This is a genomic window from Streptomyces sp. JL2001, assembly GCF_050917515.1.
In the GTDB taxonomy this organism is placed as follows: Bacteria; Actinomycetota; Actinomycetes; order Streptomycetales; family Streptomycetaceae; genus Streptomyces.
The window spans coordinates 2,534,196-2,558,354 of the sequence record NZ_CP169421.1 but is presented as its reverse complement, the minus strand read 5'-3'; the positions used below and the strand labels follow the sequence as shown (position 1 = coordinate 2,558,354).

The 24,159-nt window shown below is 70.0% G+C and carries 23 protein-coding genes; 20 read left to right on the top strand and 3 right to left on the bottom strand.

What is annotated here, in order from left to right; genetic code table 11:
- Positions 1–66 precede the first annotated feature (66 nt).
- The 20 genes from thrB to ACE1OA_RS10985 all read left to right on the top strand — a co-directional run bounded on the left by thrB (position 67) and on the right by ACE1OA_RS10985 (position 20,108).
- A complete protein-coding gene (thrB, locus tag ACE1OA_RS11080) occupies positions 67–984 on the top strand; it encodes a homoserine kinase (RefSeq protein ID WP_356607760.1) in 918 nt (305 codons plus the stop codon).
- 383 nt (positions 985–1,367) lie between these two features.
- A complete protein-coding gene (gene rho, locus ACE1OA_RS11075) occupies positions 1,368–3,383 on the top strand; it encodes a transcription termination factor Rho (protein ID WP_356607758.1) in 2,016 nt (671 codons plus the stop codon).
- A 215-nt stretch (positions 3,384–3,598) separates the two neighbouring features.
- Positions 3,599–4,690, top strand: coding sequence for an LCP family protein (locus tag ACE1OA_RS11070; RefSeq protein WP_356607756.1), 1,092 nt, complete (start codon positions 3,599–3,601; stop codon positions 4,688–4,690).
- A gap of 245 nt (positions 4,691–4,935) precedes the next feature.
- Positions 4,936–5,154 carry a 50S ribosomal protein L31 gene (rpmE, locus tag ACE1OA_RS11065; RefSeq protein ID WP_147981233.1) on the top strand — a complete coding sequence of 73 codons (219 nt, stop codon included), beginning with the start codon at positions 4,936–4,938 and terminating at the stop codon, positions 5,152–5,154.
- A 114-nt stretch (positions 5,155–5,268) separates the two neighbouring features.
- Positions 5,269–6,345 carry a peptide chain release factor 1 gene (prfA, locus tag ACE1OA_RS11060; protein ID WP_356779492.1) on the top strand — a complete coding sequence of 359 codons (1,077 nt, stop codon included), beginning with the start codon at positions 5,269–5,271 and terminating at the stop codon, positions 6,343–6,345.
- 44 nt (positions 6,346–6,389) lie between these two features.
- A complete protein-coding gene (gene prmC, locus ACE1OA_RS11055) occupies positions 6,390–7,235 on the top strand; it encodes a peptide chain release factor N(5)-glutamine methyltransferase (RefSeq protein ID WP_356607751.1) in 846 nt (281 codons plus the stop codon).
- Positions 7,236–7,288: 53 nt separating this feature from the next.
- Positions 7,289–7,936, top strand: coding sequence for an L-threonylcarbamoyladenylate synthase (locus ACE1OA_RS11050; RefSeq protein WP_147981236.1), 648 nt, complete (start codon positions 7,289–7,291; stop codon positions 7,934–7,936).
- Positions 7,933–8,577, top strand: a complete 645-nt coding sequence (locus tag ACE1OA_RS11045; RefSeq protein ID WP_356779493.1) for a protein-tyrosine-phosphatase — start codon at positions 7,933–7,935, stop codon at positions 8,575–8,577. Before ACE1OA_RS11050 ends, ACE1OA_RS11045 begins: the two co-directional genes overlap by 4 nt.
- A gap of 151 nt (positions 8,578–8,728) precedes the next feature.
- Positions 8,729–9,976: a serine hydroxymethyltransferase gene (gene glyA, locus ACE1OA_RS11040; protein WP_356779494.1), complete on the top strand. Its 1,248-nt coding sequence runs from the start codon at positions 8,729–8,731 to the stop codon at positions 9,974–9,976.
- 107 nt (positions 9,977–10,083) lie between these two features.
- Entirely contained in the window at positions 10,084–11,427 is a 1,344-nt protein-coding gene (locus ACE1OA_RS11035; RefSeq protein ID WP_356607745.1) for an MraY family glycosyltransferase, read from the top strand.
- Positions 11,428–11,697: 270 nt separating this feature from the next.
- Positions 11,698–12,135 carry a hypothetical protein gene (locus tag ACE1OA_RS11030; protein WP_356607744.1) on the top strand — a complete coding sequence of 146 codons (438 nt, stop codon included), beginning with the start codon at positions 11,698–11,700 and terminating at the stop codon, positions 12,133–12,135.
- Positions 12,136–12,360: 225 nt separating this feature from the next.
- Positions 12,361–13,170 (top strand): F0F1 ATP synthase subunit A, encoded by an 810-nt coding sequence (gene atpB / locus ACE1OA_RS11025; protein WP_356607742.1) that lies wholly within the window; start codon positions 12,361–12,363, stop codon positions 13,168–13,170.
- Positions 13,171–13,260: 90 nt separating this feature from the next.
- Positions 13,261–13,518, top strand: a complete 258-nt coding sequence (gene atpE, locus ACE1OA_RS11020; RefSeq protein ID WP_093874070.1) for an ATP synthase F0 subunit C — start codon at positions 13,261–13,263, stop codon at positions 13,516–13,518.
- A 42-nt stretch (positions 13,519–13,560) separates the two neighbouring features.
- Positions 13,561–14,106: a F0F1 ATP synthase subunit B gene (locus tag ACE1OA_RS11015; RefSeq protein ID WP_147981243.1), complete on the top strand. Its 546-nt coding sequence runs from the start codon at positions 13,561–13,563 to the stop codon at positions 14,104–14,106.
- The gene (locus tag ACE1OA_RS11010) at positions 14,103–14,918 is read left to right on the top strand and encodes a F0F1 ATP synthase subunit delta (protein WP_356607739.1); all 816 of its coding nucleotides are present in this window, start codon (positions 14,103–14,105) and stop codon (positions 14,916–14,918) included. The genes ACE1OA_RS11015 and ACE1OA_RS11010 overlap by 4 nt, the downstream gene beginning before the upstream one ends.
- A gap of 134 nt (positions 14,919–15,052) precedes the next feature.
- Positions 15,053–16,651, top strand: coding sequence for a F0F1 ATP synthase subunit alpha (gene atpA, locus ACE1OA_RS11005; protein WP_147981245.1), 1,599 nt, complete (start codon positions 15,053–15,055; stop codon positions 16,649–16,651).
- A 20-nt stretch (positions 16,652–16,671) separates the two neighbouring features.
- A complete protein-coding gene (locus ACE1OA_RS11000; protein WP_356607737.1) occupies positions 16,672–17,589 on the top strand; it encodes a F0F1 ATP synthase subunit gamma in 918 nt (305 codons plus the stop codon).
- Positions 17,589–19,031, top strand: a complete 1,443-nt coding sequence (gene atpD / locus ACE1OA_RS10995) for a F0F1 ATP synthase subunit beta (protein ID WP_356607735.1) — start codon at positions 17,589–17,591, stop codon at positions 19,029–19,031. The genes ACE1OA_RS11000 and atpD overlap by 1 nt, the downstream gene beginning before the upstream one ends.
- Before the next feature lie 111 nt (positions 19,032–19,142).
- Positions 19,143–19,517, top strand: a complete 375-nt coding sequence (locus ACE1OA_RS10990) for a F0F1 ATP synthase subunit epsilon (protein WP_356607733.1) — start codon at positions 19,143–19,145, stop codon at positions 19,515–19,517.
- 144 nt (positions 19,518–19,661) lie between these two features.
- Positions 19,662–20,108 carry a DUF2550 domain-containing protein gene (locus ACE1OA_RS10985; RefSeq protein ID WP_356607731.1) on the top strand — a complete coding sequence of 149 codons (447 nt, stop codon included), beginning with the start codon at positions 19,662–19,664 and terminating at the stop codon, positions 20,106–20,108.
- A gap of 165 nt (positions 20,109–20,273) precedes the next feature.
- Here ACE1OA_RS10985 and ACE1OA_RS10980 read toward each other — a convergent pair whose 3' ends face one another.
- From ACE1OA_RS10980 to ACE1OA_RS10970, 3 genes are all read right to left on the bottom strand, one after another.
- The gene (locus tag ACE1OA_RS10980) at positions 20,274–22,118 is read right to left on the bottom strand and encodes a glycoside hydrolase family 18 chitinase (protein WP_386542467.1); all 1,845 of its coding nucleotides are present in this window, start codon (positions 22,116–22,118) and stop codon (positions 20,274–20,276) included.
- Between the two features lie 163 nt (positions 22,119–22,281).
- Positions 22,282–22,926, bottom strand: coding sequence for a response regulator transcription factor (locus ACE1OA_RS10975; protein ID WP_356607729.1), 645 nt, complete (start codon positions 22,924–22,926; stop codon positions 22,282–22,284).
- On the bottom strand, positions 22,923–24,128 hold the full coding sequence (locus tag ACE1OA_RS10970; protein ID WP_432752700.1) for a sensor histidine kinase: 1,206 nt from the start codon (positions 24,126–24,128) through the stop codon (positions 22,923–22,925). The genes ACE1OA_RS10975 and ACE1OA_RS10970 overlap by 4 nt, the downstream gene beginning before the upstream one ends.
- Positions 24,129–24,159: the final 31 nt, after the last annotated feature.

Sequence of the window (24,159 nt, the reverse complement as noted above, 5' to 3'; positions counted from 1 at the left end):
GGCCCCCGGGTCTTGCGTACTTCTCTTGGAAATCCCGCAGTCAGAGTCAAGGAGAGTCATCGAGCGATGGCCGGTCCCGCGTTCCGCGCCGCCGCCGTAAGGGTGCGCGTTCCTGCCACCAGCGCCAACCTCGGCCCGGGCTTCGATGCCTTCGGCCTGTCGCTGGGTCTCTACGACGACGTCGTCGTCCGGGTCGCCGACTCCGGGCTGCACATCGACATCGCCGGCGAGGGCGCCGACACGCTCCCGCGCGACGAGAGCCACCTGCTCGTGCGTTCGCTGCGTACGGCCTTCGACCTGCTCGGCGGGCAGCCGCGCGGTCTCGAGGTCGTCTGCGCCAACCGCATTCCGCACGGCCGGGGCCTCGGCTCCTCCTCCGCCGCCATCTGCGCCGGCATCGTGGCCGCCCGCGCCGTGACCATAGGCGGGGACGCCCGTCTCGACGAGGCGGCCCTGCTGGAACTGGCCACCGAGATCGAGGGGCATCCCGACAACGTCGCCGCCTGTCTGCTCGGCGGATTCACCCTCGCCTGGACCGAGTCGGGTGCCGCCCGGGCGATCAGGATGGCCCCCTCCGATTCCATCGTTCCGGTGGTTTTCGTCCCCGGGAAGCCGGTGCTGACCGAGACCGCCCGCGGCCTGCTGCCCCGTACGGTCCCGCACGTCGACGCCGCGGCCAACGCCGGGCGCGCCGCGCTCCTCGTGGAGGCTCTGACCCGCCGCCCCGAGCTGCTGCTCGCGGCCACCGAGGACCGGCTGCACCAGGAGTACCGGGCACCCGCGATGCCGGAGAGCATCGCGCTCGTGAACCGACTGCGGGCGGACGGTGTCCCCGCGGTCATCTCCGGCGCGGGCCCCACGGTGCTCGCGCTGGCCGAACACGGGACGGCCGACAAGGTCGCCCGACTGGCAGGCGAGGGATGGGCCGCGAACCGGCTCGACCTCGACGCGTCCGGAGCGAGTGTTCTGCCGCTCGCCCCGTAGGGCGCGGGATTGCCGGTGATGGAGAGGGGGGAATGTTTGTTGGAGCCGGTAGTGTTAACCTCAAGTCTGCACCCGAGGTCTTTGTGGCGCGGTGCGGAGTGTCCCCATCAGGGACCACCCATTCTTCCGGAAGCCTCCTCAACTGCCTGAGCAGCCTGCCTGAGCAGTTTTGAGCACGCTCCGGAACCGGCACGACACCCCTCGCTCTCCCACGGTGAGGGCCGAGCAGGGGGCCTCGGGCCGGACCCACAGCACGTTTTTTCTCTTCCGCCGCACCCGGCGGGACCACCGCCCCGACACGGTCCACAAGCAGGATCGTCGTCGGACAGCACAACCGGTCGCCGAGCCAGATGGCCGACGTCCGCTCCAGGGAAGGACCCTTCGTGAGCGACACCACCGATCTGATGGGCGTGACTGCCGACAACAGTGTCGACGCCACCGCGCCCGCCGCAGGTGCTGCCACCGGCACCACCGCACGGCGCCGCCGCTCCGGCACCGGCCTTGAGGGCATGGTCCTGGCCGAGCTGCAGCAGGTCGCGTCCGGCCTCGGCATCAGGGGCACTGCGCGGATGCGCAAGAGCCAGCTGATCGAGGTCATCAAGGAGGCGCAGGCCGGAGGCTCCGCCCCCGCCAAGGCCGGCTCCGCCGAGACGGCCGAGACCAAGCCGAAGCGCCGCACCACCTCCAAGGCCCGCACGGGCGAGGCCGCGCCGGAGAGCGCCGCCCCCAAGGCGGAGAAGGCCGAGAAGGCCGTCGCCCAGCAGCAGATCGACATTCCCGGTCAGCCCGCCAGCGACGACCAGCCGGCCGGCGAGCGCCGCCGTCGCCGCGCCACCGCCCCGGCCGGGGCGCCGGAGGGCGAGGCCAAGGCGGAGACAGCCCAGGCCGCCAAGGGCGAGACGCGGACCGAGACCCGTACCGACGCGTCCGGTGACGGCAAGGCCGAGGCCGCCGTCGACGGCGCCGAGGGCCGTGGCCGTCGTGACCGCGGCGAGCGCCGTGACCGCGGCGAGCGCGGGGAGCGCGGCGACCGCCAGCGCGACCGCCGTGACCGCGGCCGTGGCGACGACCAGCAGGGCGGTGGCCAGGGCGGCCAGCGTCAGCAGCGCCAGGGCGGCCAGCAGGGTCAGCAGAGCGGCCCGCAGGACGACTTCGACGACGAGGGCGGCCGCCGCGGCCGTCGCGGGCGCTACCGCGACCGTCGTGGCCGTCGTGGCCGCGAGGACTTCGGCGGCCCCGAGGTCCAGGTCAACGAGGACGACGTCCTGATCCCCGTCGCGGGCATCCTGGACATCCTCGACAACTACGCGTTCATCCGGACCTCCGGCTACCTGCCCGGCCCGAACGACGTGTACGTCTCCCTCGCCCAGGTCCGCAAGAACGGCCTGCGCAAGGGTGACCACGTCACCGGCGCCGTGCGTCAGCCGAAGGAGGGCGAGCGCCGCGAGAAGTTCAACGCGCTGGTCCGCCTGGACTCGGCGAACGGCATGGCCGCCGACTCCGGCCGTGGCCGCCCGGAGTTCAACAAGCTGACCCCGCTCTACCCGCAGGACCGCCTCCGTCTGGAGACCGACCCGGGTGTGCTGACCACGCGGATCATCGACCTCGTGTCGCCGATCGGCAAGGGCCAGCGAGGCCTGATCGTGGCCCCGCCGAAGACCGGCAAGACCATGATCATGCAGGCGATCGCCAACGCGATCACCACGAACAACCCCGAGTGCCACCTGATGGTCGTCCTGGTCGACGAGCGTCCGGAAGAGGTCACCGACATGCAGCGGTCGGTCAAGGGCGAGGTCATCTCCTCGACCTTCGACCGTCCGGCCGAGGACCACACCACGGTCGCCGAGCTGGCCATCGAGCGCGCCAAGCGTCTCGTGGAGCTGGGTCACGACGTGGTCGTCCTGCTCGACTCGATCACCCGCCTGGGCCGCGCGTACAACCTCGCCGCTCCGGCCTCCGGCCGCATCCTGTCCGGTGGTGTCGACTCGACCGCGCTCTACCCGCCGAAGCGCTTCTTCGGTGCCGCGCGCAACATCGAGGACGGCGGCTCGCTGACCATCCTGGCCACCGCGCTGGTCGACACCGGCTCGCGCATGGACGAGGTGATCTTCGAGGAGTTCAAGGGCACCGGCAACATGGAGCTCAAGCTCGACCGGAAGCTCGCCGACAAGCGCATCTTCCCGGCGGTGGACGTCGACGCGTCCGGCACCCGCAAGGAGGAGATCCTGCTCGGCAGCGACGAGCTCGCCGTCACCTGGAAGCTGCGTCGCGTGCTGCACGCCCTCGACCAGCAGCAGGCGATCGAGCTGCTGCTCGACAAGATGAAGCAGACGAAGTCGAACGGCGAGTTCCTGCTGCAGATCCAGAAGACGACCCCGTCGGCCGGCAACAACGACTGACGAGATCTCCGTCACGCGGCGGTGATCCGGCCTCCGGGCCGTGATCCCCGCCGCGACCTGCGCAAAGAACCCGATGCCCACCGTGCCCCGCACGGTGGGCATCGTGCGTTGCGGACCGTCGCGCTCCTTCACTCATCGAAACCTCACAGAGGACTATGCAACCCTTTCGGGTGCTTCGCCGTCACAGAAGGTGAACCATAGACCTGAGGTAGCAGATGACCGAGCAGTCCAGGAACGCCCGCATACGTGGCACCGGCAGCCGCCGGAAGCCGCCCACCAAGGGCAGGCGCGCGGCGATCGTCGCCGCCTGGGGCGCCGCCGTGCTCGTCGTGGTCGGGGGCTCCGGGCTCGGGTACACGTACCTCAAGCTCAACGGCAACCTGAAGGGCGTCGACATCAACACCCGGCTCGGCGCCGACCGCCCCGAGAACGTCGACGACGGATCGATGGACATCCTCGTCCTCGGCTCCGACTCCCGCTCCGGCGACAACGGCGCGTACGGCAAGGACGAGGGCGGCGCCCGCTCCGACACCGCGATGGTCGTGCACGTCTACGAGGGCCACCGGAAGGCGAGCGTCGTCTCGATCCCGCGTGACACCCTCGTCGACCGCCCGAAGTGCACCGACGAGGGGGGCGGCACCGTCCCCGGCGACGACCGGGCGATGTTCAACACCGCGTACGAGGTCGGCGGCCCGGCCTGCGCCGTCAAGACCGTCGAGTCGATGTCCGGCATCCGCATGGACCACTACATCGAGGTCGACTTCAGCGGCTTCAAGAAGCTCATCGACAAGCTCGGCGGTGTCGACGTCACCACCACGGTCCCCATCAAGGACGCCAAGAGCCACCTCGACCTCGCCCCGGGCACCCACACGCTCGACGGCGAGCAGTCCCTCGGCCTGGTCCGCACCCGCAAGAGCGTCGGCGACGGCAGCGACCTCGGCCGCATACAGCTCCAGCAGGCCTTCATCAAGGCCTTCATCGCGCAGGTCAGGGACGTCGGCGTACTGAGCAACCCGCAGAAGCTCCTCGGCCTCGCCGACACCGCCACCAAGGCGATCACCCCGGACTCCGAGCTCGACTCGGTCGACGAGCTCCTCGGCTTCGCCCGCGGCCTCGGCAAGATCGGCGCGGAGGACGTGGACATGGTGACCATGCCGGTCGAGTACGACCCCGCCGACCCGAACCGGGTGGTGCCCCTGCAGGCCGAGGCCGACCAGGTCTGGAAGGCGCTCAGGGCGGACCGCCCGATCCCCGCCTCGGCGACCGAGGACGCGGCCACCGGCAAGGCCGAGGGCGTCGTCCGGTAGCCGTCGCACCCGCGCCCCGTACCGCCCCCGTACCGCCCCGCACCCCTCCCGCCCTCGCCCCGCTGCCGCCCCCGGGCCGCTCCGGGACCCGGTCGCGGGGACGCTCCGGCCGTGGCCGGAATAGTTTCGCGCAGGACCCGGTTTTGGGAGATACGGCCGGTCCTGGCAGACTGGTACGTCGGCCCCGGTTCACGCATGTGCATCCCGCACGGCGACCCGGCGCCCTCCCGAAACTAGGAGACACCTTGAAGCGCGAGATCCACCCCGAGTACGTCGAGACCCAGGTCAGCTGCACCTGTGGCGCGTCGTTCACCACCCGTAGCACCCTGACCGACGGCACCATCCGTGCCGAGGTCTGCTCCGAGTGCCACCCGTTCTACACGGGCAAGCAGAAGATCCTCGACACCGGCGGCCGCGTCGCCCGCTTCGAGGCCCGCTTCGGCAAGGGTGCGGCCAAGAAGTAGCACGTCACTGCGCCGGTCCTTGGTCGCTCCCGTACGGGGGGACCGGACCGGCGCTTTGCCGTCCCCGCAGGTTTTCCCGCAGCCCCCCTCACGAATCCACCCCAGGAGCACCCGATGTTCGAAGCGGTCGAGGACCTGGTCGGCGAGCACGCCGACCTCGAGAAGAAGCTCGCCGACCCTTCGGTCCACTCCGACCAGGCGAACGCGCGCAAGCTCAACAAGCGTTACGCGGAGCTGACCCCGATCATCGGCACCTTCAAGGCGTGGAAGCAGTCGGCCGAGGACATCGAGACGGCCAAGGAGCTGGCCGCCGACGACCCCGACTTCGCCGCCGAGGTCAAGGAGCTGGAGAAGCAGCGCGAGGAGCTGACCGACAAGCTGCGTCTGCTGCTCGTCCCGCGCGACCCCAGCGACGACAAGGACGTCATCCTCGAGATCAAGGCCGGCGCGGGCGGCGACGAGTCCGCCCTGTTCGCCGGCGACCTGCTGCGGATGTACCTGCGCTACGCCGAGCGCGTCGGCTGGAAGACCGAGATCATCGACTCGACCGAGTCCGAGCTCGGCGGCTACAAGGACGTCCAGGTCGCCGTGAAGACCAAGGGCGGCAACGGCGCGACCGAGCCCGGCCAGGGCGTCTGGGCGCGGCTGAAGTACGAGGGCGGGGTGCACCGCGTCCAGCGCGTGCCCGCCACCGAGTCCGCCGGCCGGATCCACACCTCCGCGGCCGGTGTCCTCGTGACCCCCGAGGCCGAGGAGATCGACGTCGAGATCCACCAGAACGACCTGCGGATCGACGTCTACCGCTCGTCCGGCCCCGGCGGCCAGTCCGTCAACACGACCGACTCCGCGGTGCGCATCACGCACCTGCCGACCGGCATCGTGGCCTCCTGCCAGAACGAGAAGAGCCAGCTCCAGAACAAGGAGCAGGCCATGCGTATCCTCCGCTCCAGGCTGCTCGCCGCGGCCCAGGAGGAGGCCGAGTCCAAGGCCGCGGACGCCCGCCGCAGCCAGGTCCGCACCGTCGACCGCTCCGAGAAGATCCGGACGTACAACTTCCCGGAAAACCGCATCTCGGACCACCGCGTCGGCTTCAAGGCGTACAACTTGGACCAGGTGCTCGACGGCGACCTGGACCCGATGATCCAGGCCTGCGTCGACGCCGACTCGGCCGCCAAGCTCGCCGCGGCCTGAGCGCACGAGCCCGTCAGCCCCACCCCGCACCACGGAGGACCAGCGTGAACCTGCTGCTTGCCGAGGTGGCCCAGGCCACCCAGCGGCTGGCCGACGCCGGCGTGCCCTCACCGCGTTTCGACGCGGAGGAGCTCGCCGCGTTCGTGCACGGCGTGAAGCGGGGGGAACTGCACAACGTCAAGGACGCCGACTTCGACGCCCGCTACTGGGAGACGATCGCCCGTCGCGAGGCGCGCGAGCCGCTCCAGCACATCACCGGGCGGGCGTTCTTCCGCTTCCTGGAGCTCCAGGTGGGGCCCGGTGTCTTCGTGCCCCGTCCGGAGACCGAGTCGGTCGTCGGCTGGGCCATAGACGCCGTGCGCGCCATGGACGTGGTCGAGCCGCTGATCGTCGACCTGTGCACCGGCTCGGGCGCGATCGCGCTCGCCATGGCGCAGGAGGTGCCGCGGTCCCGCGTGCACGCCGTGGAGCTGTCCGACGACGCCCTGGTCTGGACCCGTAAGAACGCCGAGGACTCCCGGGTCACCGTCCACCAGGGCGACGCGCTGAGCGCCCTGCCGGAGCTCGACGGCCAGGTCGACCTCGTCATCTCCAACCCGCCGTACATCCCGCTCACCGAGTGGGAGTACGTGGCGCCCGAGGCCCGTGACCACGATCCGCAGATGGCGTTGTTCTCCGGCGAGGACGGTCTCGACACCATCCGGGGCATCGAGCGCACCGCGCACCGGCTGCTGCGCCCGGGGGGTCTCGTGGTCATCGAGCACGCGGACACGCAGGGCGGCCAGGTGCCGTGGATCTTCAACGAGGAGGCCGGCTGGGCGGACGCCGCCGACCACCCCGACCTGAACAACCGGCCGCGTTTCGCGACCGCCCGCAAGGCGACGCCATGACGTCCCCCTGCCCGAGAGACCCCGTAGTGACCACGAACTGGGAGGCCCGCTAAATGGCTCGGCGATACGACTGCAACGAGGCGACCGACCGCGTGACGGGTCTGCGCGAGGCCGCGTCCGCCGTCCGCCGTGGCGAGCTGGTCGTGCTGCCCACCGACACCGTCTACGGGATCGGCGCGGACGCCTTCAGCTCTGAGGCCGTCGCGGACCTGCTGGCGGCCAAGGGCCGGGGCCGCAACATGCCCACGCCGGTGCTGATCGGTTCCCCGAACACGCTGCACGGGCTCGTCACGGACTTCTCCGAGCAGGCGTGGGAGCTCGTCGACGCGTTCTGGCCGGGCGCGCTGACGCTGGTCGCGCGTCACCAGCCGTCGCTCCAGTGGGACCTCGGCGACACCCGGGGGACCGTCGCGATCCGGATGCCGCTGCACCCCGTCGCGATCGAGCTGCTGACCGAGGTCGGTCCGATGGCCGTGTCCTCGGCGAACCTGACGGGACACCCCTCTCCGGAGGACTGCGACGCGGCGCAGGGCATGCTCGGCGACTCCGTGTCCGTCTACCTGGACGGCGGCCCGACGCCCGGCATCGTGCCCTCCTCCATCGTCGACGTGACCGGCAAGGTCCCGGTGCTGCTGCGTGAGGGCGCGCTGTCCCCGGAGGAGCTCCGCAAGGTGGTACCCGACCTCGAGGTGGCCAGTTGACGGCCCCTGAGGGGCGTGGCATAGCGGGGCCGGAGAGCAGTTCCTTCCGCATCCTCCACGTCAGTACCGGCAACGTGTGCCGCTCGCCGATCACCGAGCGGCTGACGCGGCATGCCCTGTGCGACCGGCTCGGTGACCCGCGCGGCGGCGGCCTGATCGTGGAGAGCGCGGGCACCTGGGGCCACGAAGGGGCCCCGATGGAGGCCAACGCCGAGCTGGTCCTCGCCGACTTCGGCGCGGACGCCACCGGCTTCACGGGCCGCGAGCTGCTGGACGAGCACGTCATCCGGGCGGACCTCGTGCTGACCGCGACCCGCGACCACCGGGCCCAGGTCATCTCGATGGGGCACTCGGCGGGTCTGCGCACCTTCACCCTGAAGGAGTTCACCCGGCTGGTCCGCGCGATAGACCCCGCGACGCTCCCGGATCCGCGGGACGAGGGCATGGTCGAACGTGCGCGCGCCCTGGTCCGTGCCGCCGCGGCTCTACGCGGGTGGCTTCTTGCCCCGAACGTGGAGGCGGACGAGGTGAACGACCCGTACGGAGCCCCGATCACCTTCTTCCGCTCGATCGGCGACGAGATCAACCAGGCGCTGGACCCGGTCGTCACGGCGCTGACCGGCGTCTCCGCACGGCGCTGACGGCCGCCCCGCGCGGGGCGGCAGCGGGCCGGACGAGGGGGTGCGGCCGGCCGGCTTGGGCCGGACGGCCCAGCCGCGGGTGAACGGCGGGCAGAGCCCGGGCGACGCGCCTACATTGGAGCTGAAGCCCAGCCCACGCCGGGAGCCACAGATGCCGGTCACCGCTCCACCCGAAGAGGAACTCGACGTCCTGCGGCGGCAGGACCCGGAGATCGCCGACGTGCTGCTCGGGGAGGTGCGCCGGCAGACCGAGGACCTCCAGCTGATCGCCGCCGAGAACTTCACCTCGCCCGCGGTCCTGGCCGCGCTCGGCTCCCCGCTCGCCAACAAGTACGCCGAGGGATATCCCGGTGCCCGCCACCACGGCGGCTGCGAGTACGCCGACGCCGCCGAGCGGATCGCCGTCGACCGGGCGAAGTCCCTCTTCGGCGCCGAGCACGCGAACGTCCAGTCCCATTCCGGCTCCTCCGCGGTCCTGGCCGCGTACGCCGCCCTGCTGCGGCCCGGCGACACCGTGCTGGCCATGGGGCTCGCCCACGGCGGCCACCTCACCCACGGCTCGCCCGCGAACTTCTCCGGGCGCTGGTTCGACTTCGTGCCCTACGGCGTCGACGCCGAGACCGGGCTCATCGACTACGAGCAGGTCGCCGCGCTGGCCCGCCACCACCGCCCCAAGGCGATCGTCTGCGGTTCGATCTCCTACCCCCGCCACATCGACTACGCGGTCTTCCGCGACATCGCCGACGAGGTCGGCGCCTACCTCATCGCCGACGCCGCCCACCCGATCGGGCTGGTCGCCGGGGGAGCGGCGCCCAGCCCCGTCCCGTACGCCGACGTCGTCTGCGCCACCACCCACAAGGTGCTGCGGGGGCCCCGCGGCGGCATGGTCCTGTGCGGGGCCGATCTGGCCGACCGGGTCGACCGGGCGGTCTTCCCGTTCACCCAGGGCGGTGCCCAGATGCACACCATCGCCGCCAAGGCGGTGGCCTTCGGCGAGGCGGCCGCCCCCGCCTTCGCCACGTACGCCCACCAGGTGGTCGCGCACGCCCGGGTGCTCGCCGCGGCGCTCGCCGCCGAGGGCTTCGCCGTCACCACCGGGGGCACCGACACCCACCTCATCACCGCCGATCCCTCGCCGCTGGGCGTCGACGGCCGCACGGCCCGGATGCGGCTGGCCGCCGCCGGCCTGGTGCTCGACACCTGCGCCCTGCCGTACGGGGACGGTCGCGGGCTGCGCCTCGGCACCGCCGCCGTCACCACGCAGGGCATGGGCGCCCCGGAGATGGCCCGGATCGCCGCGCTGTTCACGCTCGCGCTGCGCGACGACGCCACGGAGGCGGCCCGCGTGCGCGCGGAAGTCCGCTCCCTTACGGGTGGATTTCCCCCGTATGGCGGGTGACGGGCCTCACAGCGCAACCGTACGCACCGGTCGGATGTCCTCAAGCACATGGACGGCCCGGCTAGGGTGTGGGGCTGAGATGGCCAGCGATTCCTGTGGGGCAGCCCGTGCGTGATTACCTGCTGACGCTCTGTGTCACGGCCGCGGTGACCTATCTGCTCACCGGTCCGGTGCGGAAGTTCGCCATCGCGACCGGGGCGATGCCGGAGATCCGCGCCCGCGACGTACACCGAGAACCGACTCCGCGGCTCGGTGGCATCGCCATGTTCTTCGGGCTGTGCACCGGACTGCTGGTGGCGGACCACCTGCAGAACCTGAACAGCGTCTTCGAGCTCTCCAACGAGCCTCGCGCGCTGCTCTCCGGCGCGGCCCTGATCTGGCTGATCGGCGTCCTCGACGACAAGTTCGAACTGGACGCGCTGATCAAGCTGGGCGCGCAGATGATCTCGGCCGGCGTGATGGTCATGCAGGGTCTGACGATCCTGTGGCTGCCGATCCCCGGTGTCGGCACGGTCGCGCTGACCCAGTGGCAGGGCACGCTCCTGACGGTCGCCCTGGTGGTCATCACGATCAACGCGGTGAACTTCGTCGACGGCCTGGACGGCCTGGCCGCCGGCATGGTCTGCATCGCCGCGACGGCGTTCTTCCTGTACGCCTACCGGCTCTGGTACGGCTACATGATCGAGGCCGCCGCCCCCGCGACGCTGTTCGCCGCGATCCTGATGGGCATGTGCCTCGGCTTCCTGCCGCACAACATGCACCCGGCCCGGATCTTCATGGGCGACTCCGGCTCGATGCTGATCGGCCTGATCCTGGCCGCGTCGGCGATCTCGATCACCGGGCAGGTCGACCCCGACACCCTGAGGCTGTTCGAGGGCTCGACCCGCGAGGCCACCCACGCCGCCCTGCCGGTCTTCATCCCGCTGCTGCTGCCGCTCACGATCATCGCGATCCCGATGGCCGACCTGGTGCTGGCGATCGTGCGCCGCACCTGGAACGGGCAGTCCCCGTTCGCGGCCGACCGCGGCCATCTGCACCACCGGCTGCTGGAGATCGGCCACTCGCACAGCCGGGCCGTGCTGATCATGTACTTCTGGTCGGCGCTGATCGCCTTCGGCACGCTCGCGTACTCGGTGCACTCCACGTCGATGTGGATCGTGCTGACGGTCGTCTTCATGAGCGCGCTCGGTCTGGTGCTGCTCCTGCTGCCGCGCTTCGCGCCGCGGGCGCCGAGATGGGCGGAGTCCTTCGTGCCGCCCCGGTACCGCCGCTCCCGCCCCGTCCAGCCGGAGGCCGCCTCCGCGGCCGTCTCCGGGGCGGCTGGGACCCCTCAGGGCCCTCTGGAGGAGCGCCCCGAGCGCATTCCGGTGCCGGCCGGGGTCAACGGGTCGACCGCCATCGGCCACCGGTCGCGCTTCACCGACCGGCGGAAGGCCGGAACGCCGAGTTGACGAATGCCCCGCACAGGGGCATTACCAGACAACTCGACGTCGCGCCGCGCACACACGCGCGGGGTACCTCTCATGTGTGACAGTCCGCACACCCCCGGGTAAAGACCTATTCAAATAGTTTGTGATACGGTTCACGAGACCCGGCGACAGAGCCGAAAGACCGTAGTGCGACGGTCTGTTGGCCCCGAGACACACCTCGGACCGGGCCTAGGCTCGTCCTCGACGACACCCCTGCACGACTGCCCCCACCAAGCAAGCGGAGACACCGCCATGCCGTCCAACGACGCACGCATCCTTCTGTCAGCTGCCATTCCCGCTGCGGCCACCGGCGCCATCGCCGCGGTCATCAGCGGCGTGGTCGCCGGCGGCGAAGGGGTGCTCGGCGCCGTCCTCGGCTGCGTCGTGGTCATCGCCTTCATGGGCATCGGGCTCGTGGTGCTCCAGAGGACCGCGAAGTCGCTCCCGCACCTGTTCCAGGCCATGGGGCTGATGCTCTACACGGCCCAGCTGCTGCTGCTGTTCATTTTGATGGCCCTGCTGAAGAACACCACCTGGTTCGACTTCAAGGCGTTCGCCTTCACGCTGCTCGCAGTGACCATCGTGTGGATCGCGGCACAGGCCCGCGCCTACATGAAGGCCAAGATCCTTTACGTCGACCCCGACTCCTCGAACGGCGACAAGCCCAAGAACTCGGGGTCGTCGTCGTGAGGGGTAGGGCCGGGATAAAGACGCCTTCGGCTTCCTGCTATCGTCCGGTGCCAACTGCGGCATTGCGGGCGCGGGCATCCGAGCTGACGCCTGTCCCAGCGCGAGGCTCGACGCCGAACCGCCGCCCCCCTATCCGTAAGACCAGTCCAGTGCCGACCCGCGGCTGCGTGCCGCGCCGACACAACGAGGTTGCCGTACCTATGCGCCACGCTGAAGGAGCCCGCGGTGAGTGCTGACCAGACGCTTGCCTTCGACCCGGATTGCCACATCTTCAGTGGATGCGGCTTCCCGGCGCCGGGCCTGCACACGTTCATGTACGAGCCGATCGCCACGTGGGGCGGCTTCGAGTTCACGAAGCCCATGCTGCTCGCGATCCTGGGCTCGATCGTGGTCGTCGGGTTCTTCTGGGCCGCCTTCAACAAGCCCAAGCTGATCCCCGGCAAGATGCAGATGGTCGGCGAGGCCGGTTACGACTTCGTGCGCCGCGGCATCGTCTACGAGATCATCGGCAAGAAGGACGGCGAGAAGTACGTCCCGCTGATGGTGTCGCTGTTCTTCTTCGTGTGGATGCTCAACCTCTGGTCGATCATTCCCCTCGCCCAGTTCCCGGTCACCTCGCTGATCGCCTTCCCGGCCGGTCTCGCCCTGATCGTGTACGTCCTCTGGGTCTCGCTGACCTTCAAGAAGCACGGCTTCGTCGGCGGCTGGAAGAACATCGTCGGCTACGACAAGTCCCTCGGCGCGATCCTGCCCATGGTCGTCGTCCTGGAGTTCTTCTCGAACCTCCTCATCCGGCCCTTCACGCACGCGGTGCGACTGTTCGCGAACATGTTCGCCGGTCACCTGCTCATCGTGATGTTCTCGCTGGCCACCTGGTACCTCATGAACGGCCTGGGCTTCATCTACGCCGGCGCCTCGTTCGTGATGGTCCTCGTGATGACCGCCTTCGAGCTCTTCATCCAGGCCGTCCAGGCGTACGTCTTCGTCCTCCTGGCCTGCAGCTACGTCCAGGGCGCGCTCGCCGAGCACCACTGAGCCCGACCGGACCAGCCGCACCACCCCCAAGCCAACTGTCGTCCGGTGGCCAACCCCCACCGGGTCATTGAAAGAGAAGGAAGTAACGGCATGTCCGCTGCTCTCGACATGGTCAACCTCGCCGCCGGCGCCAAGGAGAACGTCGTCGGCAACGTCGCCTCGATCGGCTACGGCCTCGCCGCGATCGGCCCCGGCGTCGGCGTCGGCATCATCTTCGGTAACGGTACGCAGGCCCTCGCCCGCCAGCCCGAGGCCGCCGGTCTGATCCGCACCAACCAGATCATGGGCTTCGCGTTCTGTGAGGCGCTCGCCCTCATCGGCATCGTCATGGGCTTCGTCTACCAGTAAGCCGGACCGACAGCCCGAACCTTTTTTACGGAAGGCACTGATGTGAACGCTCTGCTTCTTGCGCAGGCGGAGGAGCCCCAGCCTCCTCTGATCCCGCATCTTGACGAGCTCGTCATCGGCCTGATCGCCTTCGTCATCGTCTTCGGCTTCCTCGCCAAGAAGCTCCTCCCGAACATCAACAAGGTTCTGGACGAGCGTCGCGAGGCCATCGAGGGTGGCATCGAGAAGGCCGAGTCGGCCCAGATCGAGGCCCAGAGTGTGCTGGAGCAGTACAAGGCCCAGCTCGCCGAGGCCCGCCATGAGGCCGCGCGTCTTCGCCAGGAGGCGACGGAGCAGGGCACCGCGATCATCCAGGAGATGAAGGCGGAAGGCCAGCGCCAGCGCGAGGAGATCATCGCGGCCGGCCACACGCAGATCGAGGCCGACCGCAAGGCCGCGGCGACGTCGCTGCGCCAGGACGTGGGCAAGCTCGCCACCGACCTGGCCGGCAAGCTGGTCGGTGAGTCCCTCGAGGACCACGCCCGCCAGAGCCGCACGATCGACCGCTTCCTCGACGAGCTCGAGGAGAAGGCCGAGGCCGTCCGATGAACGGAGCGAGCCGCGAGGCACTGGCCGGCGCGCGCGAGTCTCTCGACGCGCTGACCGACAACACCTCGGTCGACGCCGCGAAGCTCGCGGGTGAGCTGGCCGCGGTCACCGCGCTGCTCGACCGCGAGGTGTCGCTGCGTCGGGTCCTGACCGACCCGGCGCAGGCGGGCGAGGCCAAGGCCGAGCTCGCCGGGCGACTGCTCGGCGGTCAGGTGGGCGGCGTGGCCGTCGACCTGGTGTCCGGCATGGTGCGTTCCCGCTGGTCGCAGTCGCGTGACCTGGTCGACTCGGTCGAGGAGCTGGCGAACACCGCCGACCTCACCGCGGCGCAGCAGGCCGGCGCGCTCGACGACGTCGAGGACGAGCTGTTCCGGTTCGGCCGGATCGTCTCCTCCAGCACCGAGCTCCGCTCGGCGCTGACGGACAAGGCCGCCACGGCGTCCGCCAAGAGCGAGCTGCTGCGCAGCCTGCTCGGCGGCAAGGCCAACCCGGTCACCGAGCGTCTGGTCGTCCGTCTCGTGACGCACCCGCGTGGACGTAGCCTGGAAGCGGGACTCGAGTCCCTCTCCAAGCTCGCCGCGGCGCGCCGGGACCGGATGGTCGCGGTCGTCACCACGGCGGTGCCGCTGTCCGACCAGCAGAAGCAGCGCCTCGGTGCCGTCCTGGCCAAGCTGTACGGCCGCGAGATGCACCTGAACCTCGACGTGGACCCCACGGTCCTCGGCGGGATCGCGGTGCAGGTCGGCGACGAGGTCATCAACGGGACCATCGCGGAGCGCCTCGACGAGGCGACCCGGCGACTGGCCGGCTGACGGCAGCAGCCACCAAAAGAACAAGCATGACCAGCGGCCCGGTTGGGCCGTGCAGAGATTGCAGAAGATTCCTGGGGGTCGGCCCCCAGACCCCTAAGAAACTTCGGGCCCAACAAGGAGAGCAGGGAACCCAGATGGCGGAGCTCACGATCCGGCCGGAGGAGATCCGGGACGCGCTGGAGAACTTTGTCCAGTCGTACCAGCCGGACGCGGCCTCGCGCGAGGAGGTCGGAACGGTCAGCCTGGCCGGCGACGGCATCGCGAAGGTGGAGGGCCTGCCCTCCGCCATGGCGAACGAGCTGCTGAAGTTCGAGGACGGCACCCTCGGTCTCGCCCTCAACCTCGAGGAGCGCGAGATCGGTGCGATCGTCCTCGGCGAGTTCAGCGGTATCGAGGAGGGACAGCCGGTGCAGCGCACCGGTGAGGTCCTCTCCGTAGGTGTCGGCGAGGGCTACCTCGGCCGCGTTGTCGACCCGCTCGGCAACCCGATCGACGGCCTCGGCGAGATCGCGACCGAGGGCCGCCGCGCCCTCGAGCTGCAGGCGCCCGGCGTCATGCAGCGCAAGTCGGTCCACGAGCCGATGGAGACCGGCTACAAGGCCGTCGACGCCATGACCCCGGTCGGCCGCGGTCAGCGTCAGCTGATCATCGGCGACCGTCAGACCGGCAAGACCGCGCTGGCCGTCGACACGATCATCAACCAGCGTGACAACTGGCGCTCCGGCGACGTGAACAAGCAGGTCCGCTGCATCTACGTCGCCGTCGGCCAGAAGGGCTCCACCATCGCGTCCGTGCGCGGCGCGCTGGAGGAGGCCGGTGCGCTCGAGTACACGACGATCGTCGCCGCCCCGGCGTCCGACCCGGCCGGCTTCAAGTACCTGGCGCCGTACACCGGCTCCGCCATCGGCCAGCACTGGATGTACCAGGGCAAGCACGTCCTGATCGTCTTCGACGACCTGTCGAAGCAGGCCGACGCCTACCGCGCCGTGTCGCTGCTGCTGCGCCGCCCGCCGGGCCGTGAGGCCTACCCGGGTGACGTCTTCTACCTGCACTCCCGCCTCCTCGAGCGCTGCGCGAAGCTCTCGGACGAGATGGGCGCGGGCTCGATGACCGGTCTGCCGATCGTCGAGACGAAGGCCAACGACGTCTCGGCGTTCATCCCGACCAACGTCATCTCCATCACCGACGGCCAGTGCTTCCTGGAGTCCGACCTGTTCAACGCCGGCCAGCGTCCGGCCCTGAACGTCGGTATCTCGGTCTCGCGTGTCGGTGGCTCCGCCCAGCACAAGGCGATGAAGCAGATCTCCGGTCGCCTCCGTGTCGACCTGGCCCAGTTCCGTGAGCTGGAGGCGTTCGCCGCCTTCGGTTCCGACCTGGACGCCGCGTCGAAGGCGCAGCTGGAGCGTGGCCAGCGGATGGTCGAGCTGCTCAAGCAGGCTCAGTACCAGCCGATGCCCACGGAGAACCAGGTCGTCTCGGTCTGGGCCGGCACCACCGGCAAGATGGACGACGTCCCGGTTTCCGACATCCGCCGCTTCGAGGCCGAGCTCCTGGCGTACCTGCGCCAGAGCCACTCCGGTCTCATGAGCTCCATCCGTGAGGGCGGCAAGCTGTCGGACGACACCCTGCAGTCCGTGGCCGATGCCATCGCGGAGTTCAAGAAGCAGTTCGAGACCTCTGACGGGAAGCTGCTGGGCGACGACGCTTCCGCTGCCGTCAACGTCTCGAAGTGACGACGGAAGGGACCTGACTCATGGGAGCGCAGCTCCGGGTCTACAAGCGTCGCATCAAATCCGTCACCGCGACGAAGAAGATCACCAAGGCGATGGAGATGATCGCCGCCTCGCGCGTCGTCAAGGCGCAGCGCAAGGTGCAGGCGTCGACCCCGTACGCGACCGAGCTGACCCGCGCGGTCACCGCGGTGGCCACGGGTGCGAACGACAAGCACCCGCTGACCACCGAGGCGGAGAACCCGACCCGTGCCGCGGTCCTGCTCCTCTCGAGCGACCGTGGTCTGGCCGGTGCCTTCAATTCCAACGCCATCAAGGCGGCGGAAGCGCTGACGAGGAAGCTGGAGAGCGAGGGCCGCCAGGTCGACATCTATGTCGTCGGCCGCCGTGGCATCGCGCACTACAACTTCCGCGAGCGCAAGCTGGCCGGCACGTGGACCGGTTTCACGGACCAGCCGGAATACGCGGACGCCAAGACGATCGCGGCTCCGCTGATCGAGGCGATCGAGAAGGACACGGCCGAGGGCGGCGTGGACGAGCTCCACATCGTCTACACCGAGTTCGTCTCGATGATGACGCAGACGGCGGTCGAGGCCCGGCTGCTGCCCCTCAGCCTCGACGAGGTGGCGAAGGAGGCGGGCGAGCAGGACACGCTCCGTCCGCTGTACGACTTCGAGCCGTCGGCGGAGGACGTCCTCGACGCCCTGCTGCCGCGCTACGTCGAGAGCCGGATCTACAACGCGCTGCTCCAGTCGGCTGCCTCCAAGCACGCCGCCACGCGCCGTGCGATGAAGTCGGCGACCGACAACGCGGGAGACTTGATCAACAACCTCTCCCGACTTGCCAACGCGGCCCGCCAGGCCGAAATCACCCAGGAAATCAGCGAGATCGTCGGTGGCACCGCAGCCCTGGCCGACGCGACCGCGGGGAGTGACAAGTAATGACGACCACTGTTGAGACGGCCGCCGCCACGGGCCGCGTCGCCCGGGTCATCGGCCCGGTCGTCGACGTGGAGTTCCCCGTCGACGCGATGCCGGAGATCTACAACGCGCTGAACGTCGTGGTTCCGGACCCGGCCGAGGAGGGCGCGACCAAGACGCTGACCCTCGAGGTCGCCCAGCACCTCGGCGACGGCATCGTCCGCACCATCTCGATGCAGCCCACCGACGGTCTGGTCCGCCAGGCCCCGGTGGTCGACACCGGCGCCGGCATCACCGTGCCCGTCGGCGACGTCACCAAGGGTCGGGTGTTCAACACGCTCGGCCAGGTGCTGAACGACGACGCCTCCACCGTGGCGGACGCCCCGCGCTGGACGATCCACCGCAAGGCCCCGGCCTTCGACCAGCTCGAGTCCAAGACCGAGATGTTCGAGACCGGCCTGAAGGTCGTCGACCTCCTCACCCCGTACGTCAAGGGTGGAAAGATCGGTCTGTTCGGTGGTGCCGGTGTCGGCAAGACCGTTCTGATCCAGGAGATGATCGTCCGTGTGGCCAAGCTGCACGACGGTGTCTCCGTCTTCGCGGGCGTCGGCGAGCGCACCCGTGAGGGCAACGACCTCATGGTCGAGATGGAAGAGGCCGGCGTTCTGGACAAGACCGCCCTGGTCTTCGGCCAGATGGACGAGCCCCCGGGCACCCGTCTGCGCGTGGCCCTCGCGGGTCTGACCATGGCGGAGTACTTCCGCGATGTGCAGAAGCAGGACGTGCTGTTCTTCATCGACAACATCTTCCGCTTCACGCAGGCCGGCTCCGAGGTCTCGACCCTGCTCGGCCGCATGCCCTCCGCGGTGGGTTACCAGCCGAACCTGGCCGACGAGATGGGTCTCCTCCAGGAGCGCATCACGTCGACCCGTGGTCACTCGATCACCTCGATGCAGGCGATCTACGTCCCCGCGGACGACCTGACCGACCCGGCCCCGGCCACCACCTTCGCCCACCTCGACGCGACGACGGTTCTCTCCCGTCCGATCTCCGAGAAGGGCATCTACCCGGCCGTGGACCCGCTGGACTCCACGTCCCGGATCCTGGACCCGCGCTACATCGCGCAGGACCACTACGACGCCGCCACGCGCGTCAAGGGAATCCTGCAGAAGTACAAGGACCTCCAGGACATCATCGCGATCCTCGGTATCGACGAGCTGAGCGAGGAGGACAAGCTCGTTGTCCACCGCGCCCGCCGTGTCGAGCGCTTCCTGTCCCAGAACACCCACGCGGCGAAGCAGTTCACCGGTGTGGACGGTTCGGACGTTCCGCTCGACGAGTCGATCGCCGCGTTCAACGCGATCTGCGACGGTGAGTACGACCACTTCCCCGAGCAGGCGTTCTTCATGTGCGGTGGCATCGAGGACCTCAAGGCCAACGCCAAGGAGCTCGGCGTCTCCTGAGCCCCGTGCTCTCGTGAGGGGGGCGGGTTCGTCCCGTCCCCCTCTTCACGCCCCTTAGAATTGACCCCAACACCCGGCACGACCGCCGGGTGGTGACCCGAGGAGCCACCCTTGGCTGCTGAGCTGCACGTCGAGCTGGTCGCCGCGGACCGGAGTGTCTGGTCCGGCGAGGCCACCCTGGTCATCGCGCGTACCACCTCCGGCGACATCGGCGTCATGCCCGGCCACCAGCCGCTGCTCGGTGTGCTGGAGTCGGGCCCGGTGACCATCCGTACGAGCGAGGGCAACACCGTCATCGCCGCCGTGCACGGTGGATTCATCTCGTTCGCCGACGACAAGCTTTCTCTGCTCGCGGAGATCGCCGAGCTGGCGGACGAGATCGACGCCCAGCGCGCCGAGCGCGCGCTGGAGCGCGCCAAGTCGGAGTCGGACGCCGCCGCCGAGCGACGCGCCGATGTCCGGTTGCGTGCGGTAGCGGTCCACTAGCGGACCGCACCGAGAGTTGTGCCCTCAGCCGCGGCACGGCTGGAATTCTCCAGACCGTGTCGCGGCTGAGGCGATGCAGATGCAGGTCGTATTCGGTTACGCCGGCGGAGCCGGTCACGGGACGCAGCGAGGAGGTCGGTGAAGATGTTCCTCGCTCTGCTCCTGGGCGGCCTGGTCGTCGCACTGGTGGTGATCGGGCTCTTCGTCTTCGGTTTGCGCCGCAGACTGATCCAGCGGGCCGGCGGCACCTTCGACTGTTCGCTGCGCTGGAACGTTTCCGAGGAGCCGGACCCCTCCGGCAAGGGCTGGGTCTACGGCGTCGCGCGCTACAGCGGGGACCAGGTCGCCTGGTTCCGGGTGTTCTCCTACGCGCCGCGCCCGCGCCGGATCCTGGAGCGCTCCGCGATCGAGGTCCTGGAGCGCCGGATGCCCGAGGGCGAGGAGGAGCTCGCACTCCTCTCCGACGCCGTGATCCAGGGCTGCATGCACCGCGGCACCCGGCTGGAGCTGGCCATGAGCGAGGACGCCCTCACCGGTTTCCTGGCCTGGCTGGAGGCGGCGCCGCCCGGCCAGCGGGTGAACGTCGCCTGAGGCTCCACCTCGCCCGAAGGGGCGGGGCGGCGTCCGGTACGGACACGGACATACGAGAAGCGGGGGACGGCGTGCTGCGCCGTCCCCCGCTCACGTCGACGGGCGAGTGCCCCTCGTCCGGATCCTGCCGGGCTCGCTGATCCGGCCTGATCCGAACGGAAGACCCTAGTTCAGTCCGCTGTTGATGGCGCCGACGAGTTCGCCGTTGCCGGTGTCACCGCTGAACTCCCAGAAGAACGCGCCGCCCAGGCCCTGGTTCTTCGCCCAGCTCATCTTGGACGTGACCGTGGACGGGGTGTCGTAGCTCCACCAGTTCGTGCCGCAGTGCGCGTACGCCGTGCCGGCGACCGTGCCGTTGGCCGGGCAGGAGTTCTTCAGGACCTTGTAGTCCTCGATGCCCTGCTCGTACGTGCCCGCCGCCGGGCCCGTCGCCGTGCCGCCCGGGGCGGACTGGGTGACGCCGGTCCAGCCGCGGCCGTAGAAGCCGATGCCGAGCAGCAGCTTGCTCGCGGGGACGCCCTTCGCCTTGAACTTGGCGATCGCCTCGGCGGAGTTGAAGCCCGCCTGCGGGATCCCGGCGTAGGAGGTGAGCGGGGAGTGCGGGGCCGTCGGGCCCTGCGCCGCCCAGGCGCCGAAGAAGTCGTACGTCATCACGTTGAACCAGTTCATGTACTGCGCGGCGCCGCCGTAGTCGGCGGCGTCGATCTTGCCACCGGCCGAGGCGTCGGCCGTGACGGCCGCGGTGACCAGGTTGTTCGCGCCGAACTTGGCCCGCATGGCCTGCATCATGTTCTTGAAGGACGCCGCCCCGCTGGTGTCGCAGGACAGACCGCAGGCGTTCGGGTACTCCCAGTCCAGGTCGATGCCGTCGAACACGTCGGCCCAGCGCGGGTCCTCGACGAGGTCGTAGCAGGACTGGGCGAAGGCGGTCGGGTTCTGCACGGCCTGGCCGAAGCCGCCGGACCAGGTCCAGCCGCCGAAGGACCACAGGACCTTGATGTTCGGGTACGCCTTCTTCAGCTTGCGCAGCTGGTTGAAGTTGCCGCGCAGCGGCTGGTCCCAGGTGTCGGCGACGCCGTCGACGGACTGGTCGGCGGTGTAGGCCTTGTCGTAGTCGGCGTAGGAGTCACCGATGGTGCACTTGCCGCCGGTGACGTTGCCGAACGCGTAGTTGATGTGGGTGATCTTGGCGGCCGAGCCGGAGGTCACGATGTTCTTGACGTGGTAGTTGCGGCCGTAGACACCCCAGTTGGTGAAGTAGCCCATCTTCACGACGTTCGGGGGAGGGGTGCCCCCGCCGCCGGTGGTGCGCACGGGGACCGCGCCGCTGGCCGGGCCGGTCTGGTCGATGGTGTCGCGGGCGACCACCGTGTAGCTGTAGTCGGTGCCGGCGGTCAGGCCCGTGTTGGTGTACGTGAGGCCGGTGACCGTGGCGATCGTGGTGCCGTCGCGCTTGACGTCGTAGTTCTTGACGCCCTTGTCGTCGGTGGCGGCGGTCCAGGTCAGCTTCACCGAGGTGTTGGTGATGTCGGAGGCGACCGGGGTGCCGGGGGCGGAGGGTGCGTTGTCGCCGGGCTGCGTGGAGCCGTCACAGGAGGCGCCGTTGACCTTGCAGCCGCTGGGGGCACCCGCGCCGCTGCCGTTGAAGCCGAAGGAGACGCTGGCTCCGGGGGAGAGACTGCCGTTCCAGCCGACGTTCTTGGCGGTCCAGTGGGTGCCGGAGCTGGTGACGGTGGCGTCCCAGGCGGAGGTGACGGCCGTGCCGGAGGGGTAGTCCCACTCCACCGTCCAGGAGGTGAGGGCGGTGGTGCCGGTGTTCTTCACCGTCCACTTGCCCTCGAAGCCGGAACCCCAGTCGGAGACCTTGGTGTAGGTGGCGGTGGCCGAGGTGGCTGCCTCGGCGGGTGCTGCGAGGCCGACCATGGCGGCCAGGGGCAGGATCAGGGCGGTCAGACCGGCGGCGGCCCGGCGTCTGAACCCTGTTCTGCGCGTCGGTGCTTGAGTGCTCAACGGTGCTCCTCAAGTTGCGGACGGAACGGACAAGGTGGGGGTGGTCCGTGAACTGTGCGCGCGCCCCGCGAGCGTAGAAAGGTCTGGACCAACCGTCAAGAGGTCCAGACCAACGTCGGCACGGCGGGTCCCCGGTCCCGGCCGCCCCGCCGTCCGGTCGCCCTCAGACTCCCAACTCCTGTGCCAGAACCGCCGCTTGGACCCTCGAACGGAGCTTCAGCTTCCCCAGCACCTTGCTGACGTGCGTCTTCACCGTCGCCTCCGCCATGTCCAGGCGGACCGCGATCTCCGCGTTGGACAGCCCCTCTCCGAGCGTCGCGAGCACCTCGCGCTCCCGCCGCGTCAGCACGTCCAGCACGGACGCCTCCGCCGCGCGCACCGGACGGCTCGGCGCCGCGAACTCCGCGATCAGCCGCCGGGTCACGGCCGGCGCGATCGTCCCTTCCCCGCGCGCCACCGTCCGCACCCCCTCGATCAGGTCCTTCGCCTCGGTGTTCTTCAGCAGGAACCCGGCCGCCCCGGCCCGCAGCGCGCCGAAGACGTACGCGTCGAGATCGAACGTGGTCAGCACCAGCACGTCCGCCAGGCCCTCGGAGACGACGAGCCCGGTCGCCGTCACCCCGTCCATCCGCGGCATCTGGACGTCCATCAGGACCAGGTCCGGGCGCAGTTCCCGGGCCAGCTCGACCGCCTGCTCCCCGTCCGCCGCCTCCCCGACGACCTCGATGTCCGGGGCGCTGCCCAGGATGAGGACGAGCCCCGCCCGTACCGCGCTCTGGTCCTCCGCGACCACGATCCGGATCGTCATGCGTCCGGTGTCCTCTCCTCGGCGGGCAGCTCGGCCCGTACCTGCCAGATCTTCGCCCCGTCCCCGAGCGGCACCGGCCCCGCCTCGAAGGCGCCGCCGAGCAGGGCCACCCGCTCCCGCATGCCGATCAGGCCGGACCCCGAACCCGGGGCGCGCGGTCCCGGCCGGTCGCCGAACGGGCTGTCCACCCGCACCGTCAGCGCCCGCTCGTCGCGGGCGAGGACGACGGTGACCGTACCGGCCGGGGCGTGCTTGAGGGCGTTGGTCAGCGACTCCTGCACGATCCGGTACGCGGCCAGTTCGACGGGGGTCGGCAACGGCTCCCGGCGTTCCTCCGACGGGTCCCGGGTGTCGTCGAGCACGAAGTCCAGCCCGCTCGCCCCACCGTTCGTCCGGGCCTGGGCCAGCAGCGCGTCGAGCCCGTTCAGGGTGGGCGCGGCGGCGGGCTCGGTGTCCCCGCTGCCGTCCCGCAGCAGCCCGATCAGCCGGCGCATCTCCGCCAGGCCCTCGACGCTGTTCCGCCGGATCACCGTCAGCGACTGCCGCGTCGTCGCCGGCTCGTCGATCGAGAGCGCGGCCGTGGAGTGGATGGCGATGGCGGAGAGGTGGTTGGCGACCAGGTCGTGCAGTTCGCGGGCCATCCGGGCGCGCTCGGCCATGATCGCCTGGGTGCGGTCCATCTCGGCGAGCAGCGCCGTCTGCTCCGCGCGCAGCCGGGCGGCCTCGGCGGCCTGCCGGTGGTTGCGCACGACGGCGCCGGTGACGGCGGGCAGGAACGAGACGATGCCCGTGACCAGGCCGATGAGCAGCGCGATGGCGTCCTGCAGCCAGGCGAGGAAGCCGACCGTGACCGCGATGGTGATGAGCCCCGTGGTGTACGGGATGCGCCGGGCGGAGGCGGGCGAGCCGTAGACGACGGCCGCGTAGACGACGTCCGTGAACATCAGCACCGTGAGCAGGCTGCCGTAGGTGAACTGGTCCGCCACGATCGCGACCGTGCCGACGACCAGCGCGGCCTGCGGCAGCGTGCGGCGCACGGTCTCCGCCGCGGTCATCACGGCGAGCGGGACGAGGGTCGCCCAGCGCGCCGTGACGAGCGGATCGGCCTGCGTGTGCAACGAGAAGGCGTACAGCAGCAGGCCGCAGGCGAGCCCGGCGGCGGCGATCAGGAGATCGTCGCGGTGCGGTCGGGGGAGGGTCACGCTCCCATCCAACACGGTGCGCGGCGGCGCG

Bases quoted from the DNA above. Each gene is read 5' to 3' on its own strand.
- thrB (WP_356607760.1), top strand. From the start codon at position 67: ATGGCCGGTCCCGCGTTCCGCGCCGCCGCCGTAAGGGTGCGCGTTCCT.
- ACE1OA_RS11070 (WP_356607756.1), top strand. From the start codon at position 3,599: ATGACCGAGCAGTCCAGGAACGCCCGCATACGTGGCACCGGCAGCCGC.
- prfA (WP_356779492.1), top strand. From the start codon at position 5,269: ATGTTCGAAGCGGTCGAGGACCTGGTCGGCGAGCACGCCGACCTCGAG.
- ACE1OA_RS11050 (WP_147981236.1), top strand. From the start codon at position 7,289: ATGGCTCGGCGATACGACTGCAACGAGGCGACCGACCGCGTGACGGGT.
- glyA (WP_356779494.1), top strand. From the start codon at position 8,729: ATGCCGGTCACCGCTCCACCCGAAGAGGAACTCGACGTCCTGCGGCGG.
- ACE1OA_RS11030 (WP_356607744.1), top strand. From the start codon at position 11,698: ATGCCGTCCAACGACGCACGCATCCTTCTGTCAGCTGCCATTCCCGCT.
- atpE (WP_093874070.1), top strand. From the start codon at position 13,261: ATGTCCGCTGCTCTCGACATGGTCAACCTCGCCGCCGGCGCCAAGGAG.
- ACE1OA_RS11010 (WP_356607739.1), top strand. From the start codon at position 14,103: ATGAACGGAGCGAGCCGCGAGGCACTGGCCGGCGCGCGCGAGTCTCTC.
- atpA (WP_147981245.1), top strand. From the start codon at position 15,053: ATGGCGGAGCTCACGATCCGGCCGGAGGAGATCCGGGACGCGCTGGAG.
- ACE1OA_RS11000 (WP_356607737.1), top strand. From the start codon at position 16,672: ATGGGAGCGCAGCTCCGGGTCTACAAGCGTCGCATCAAATCCGTCACC.
- atpD (WP_356607735.1), top strand. From the start codon at position 17,589: ATGACGACCACTGTTGAGACGGCCGCCGCCACGGGCCGCGTCGCCCGG.
- ACE1OA_RS10985 (WP_356607731.1), top strand. From the start codon at position 19,662: ATGTTCCTCGCTCTGCTCCTGGGCGGCCTGGTCGTCGCACTGGTGGTG.
- ACE1OA_RS10975 (WP_356607729.1), bottom strand. From the start codon at position 22,926: ATGACGATCCGGATCGTGGTCGCGGAGGACCAGAGCGCGGTACGGGCG.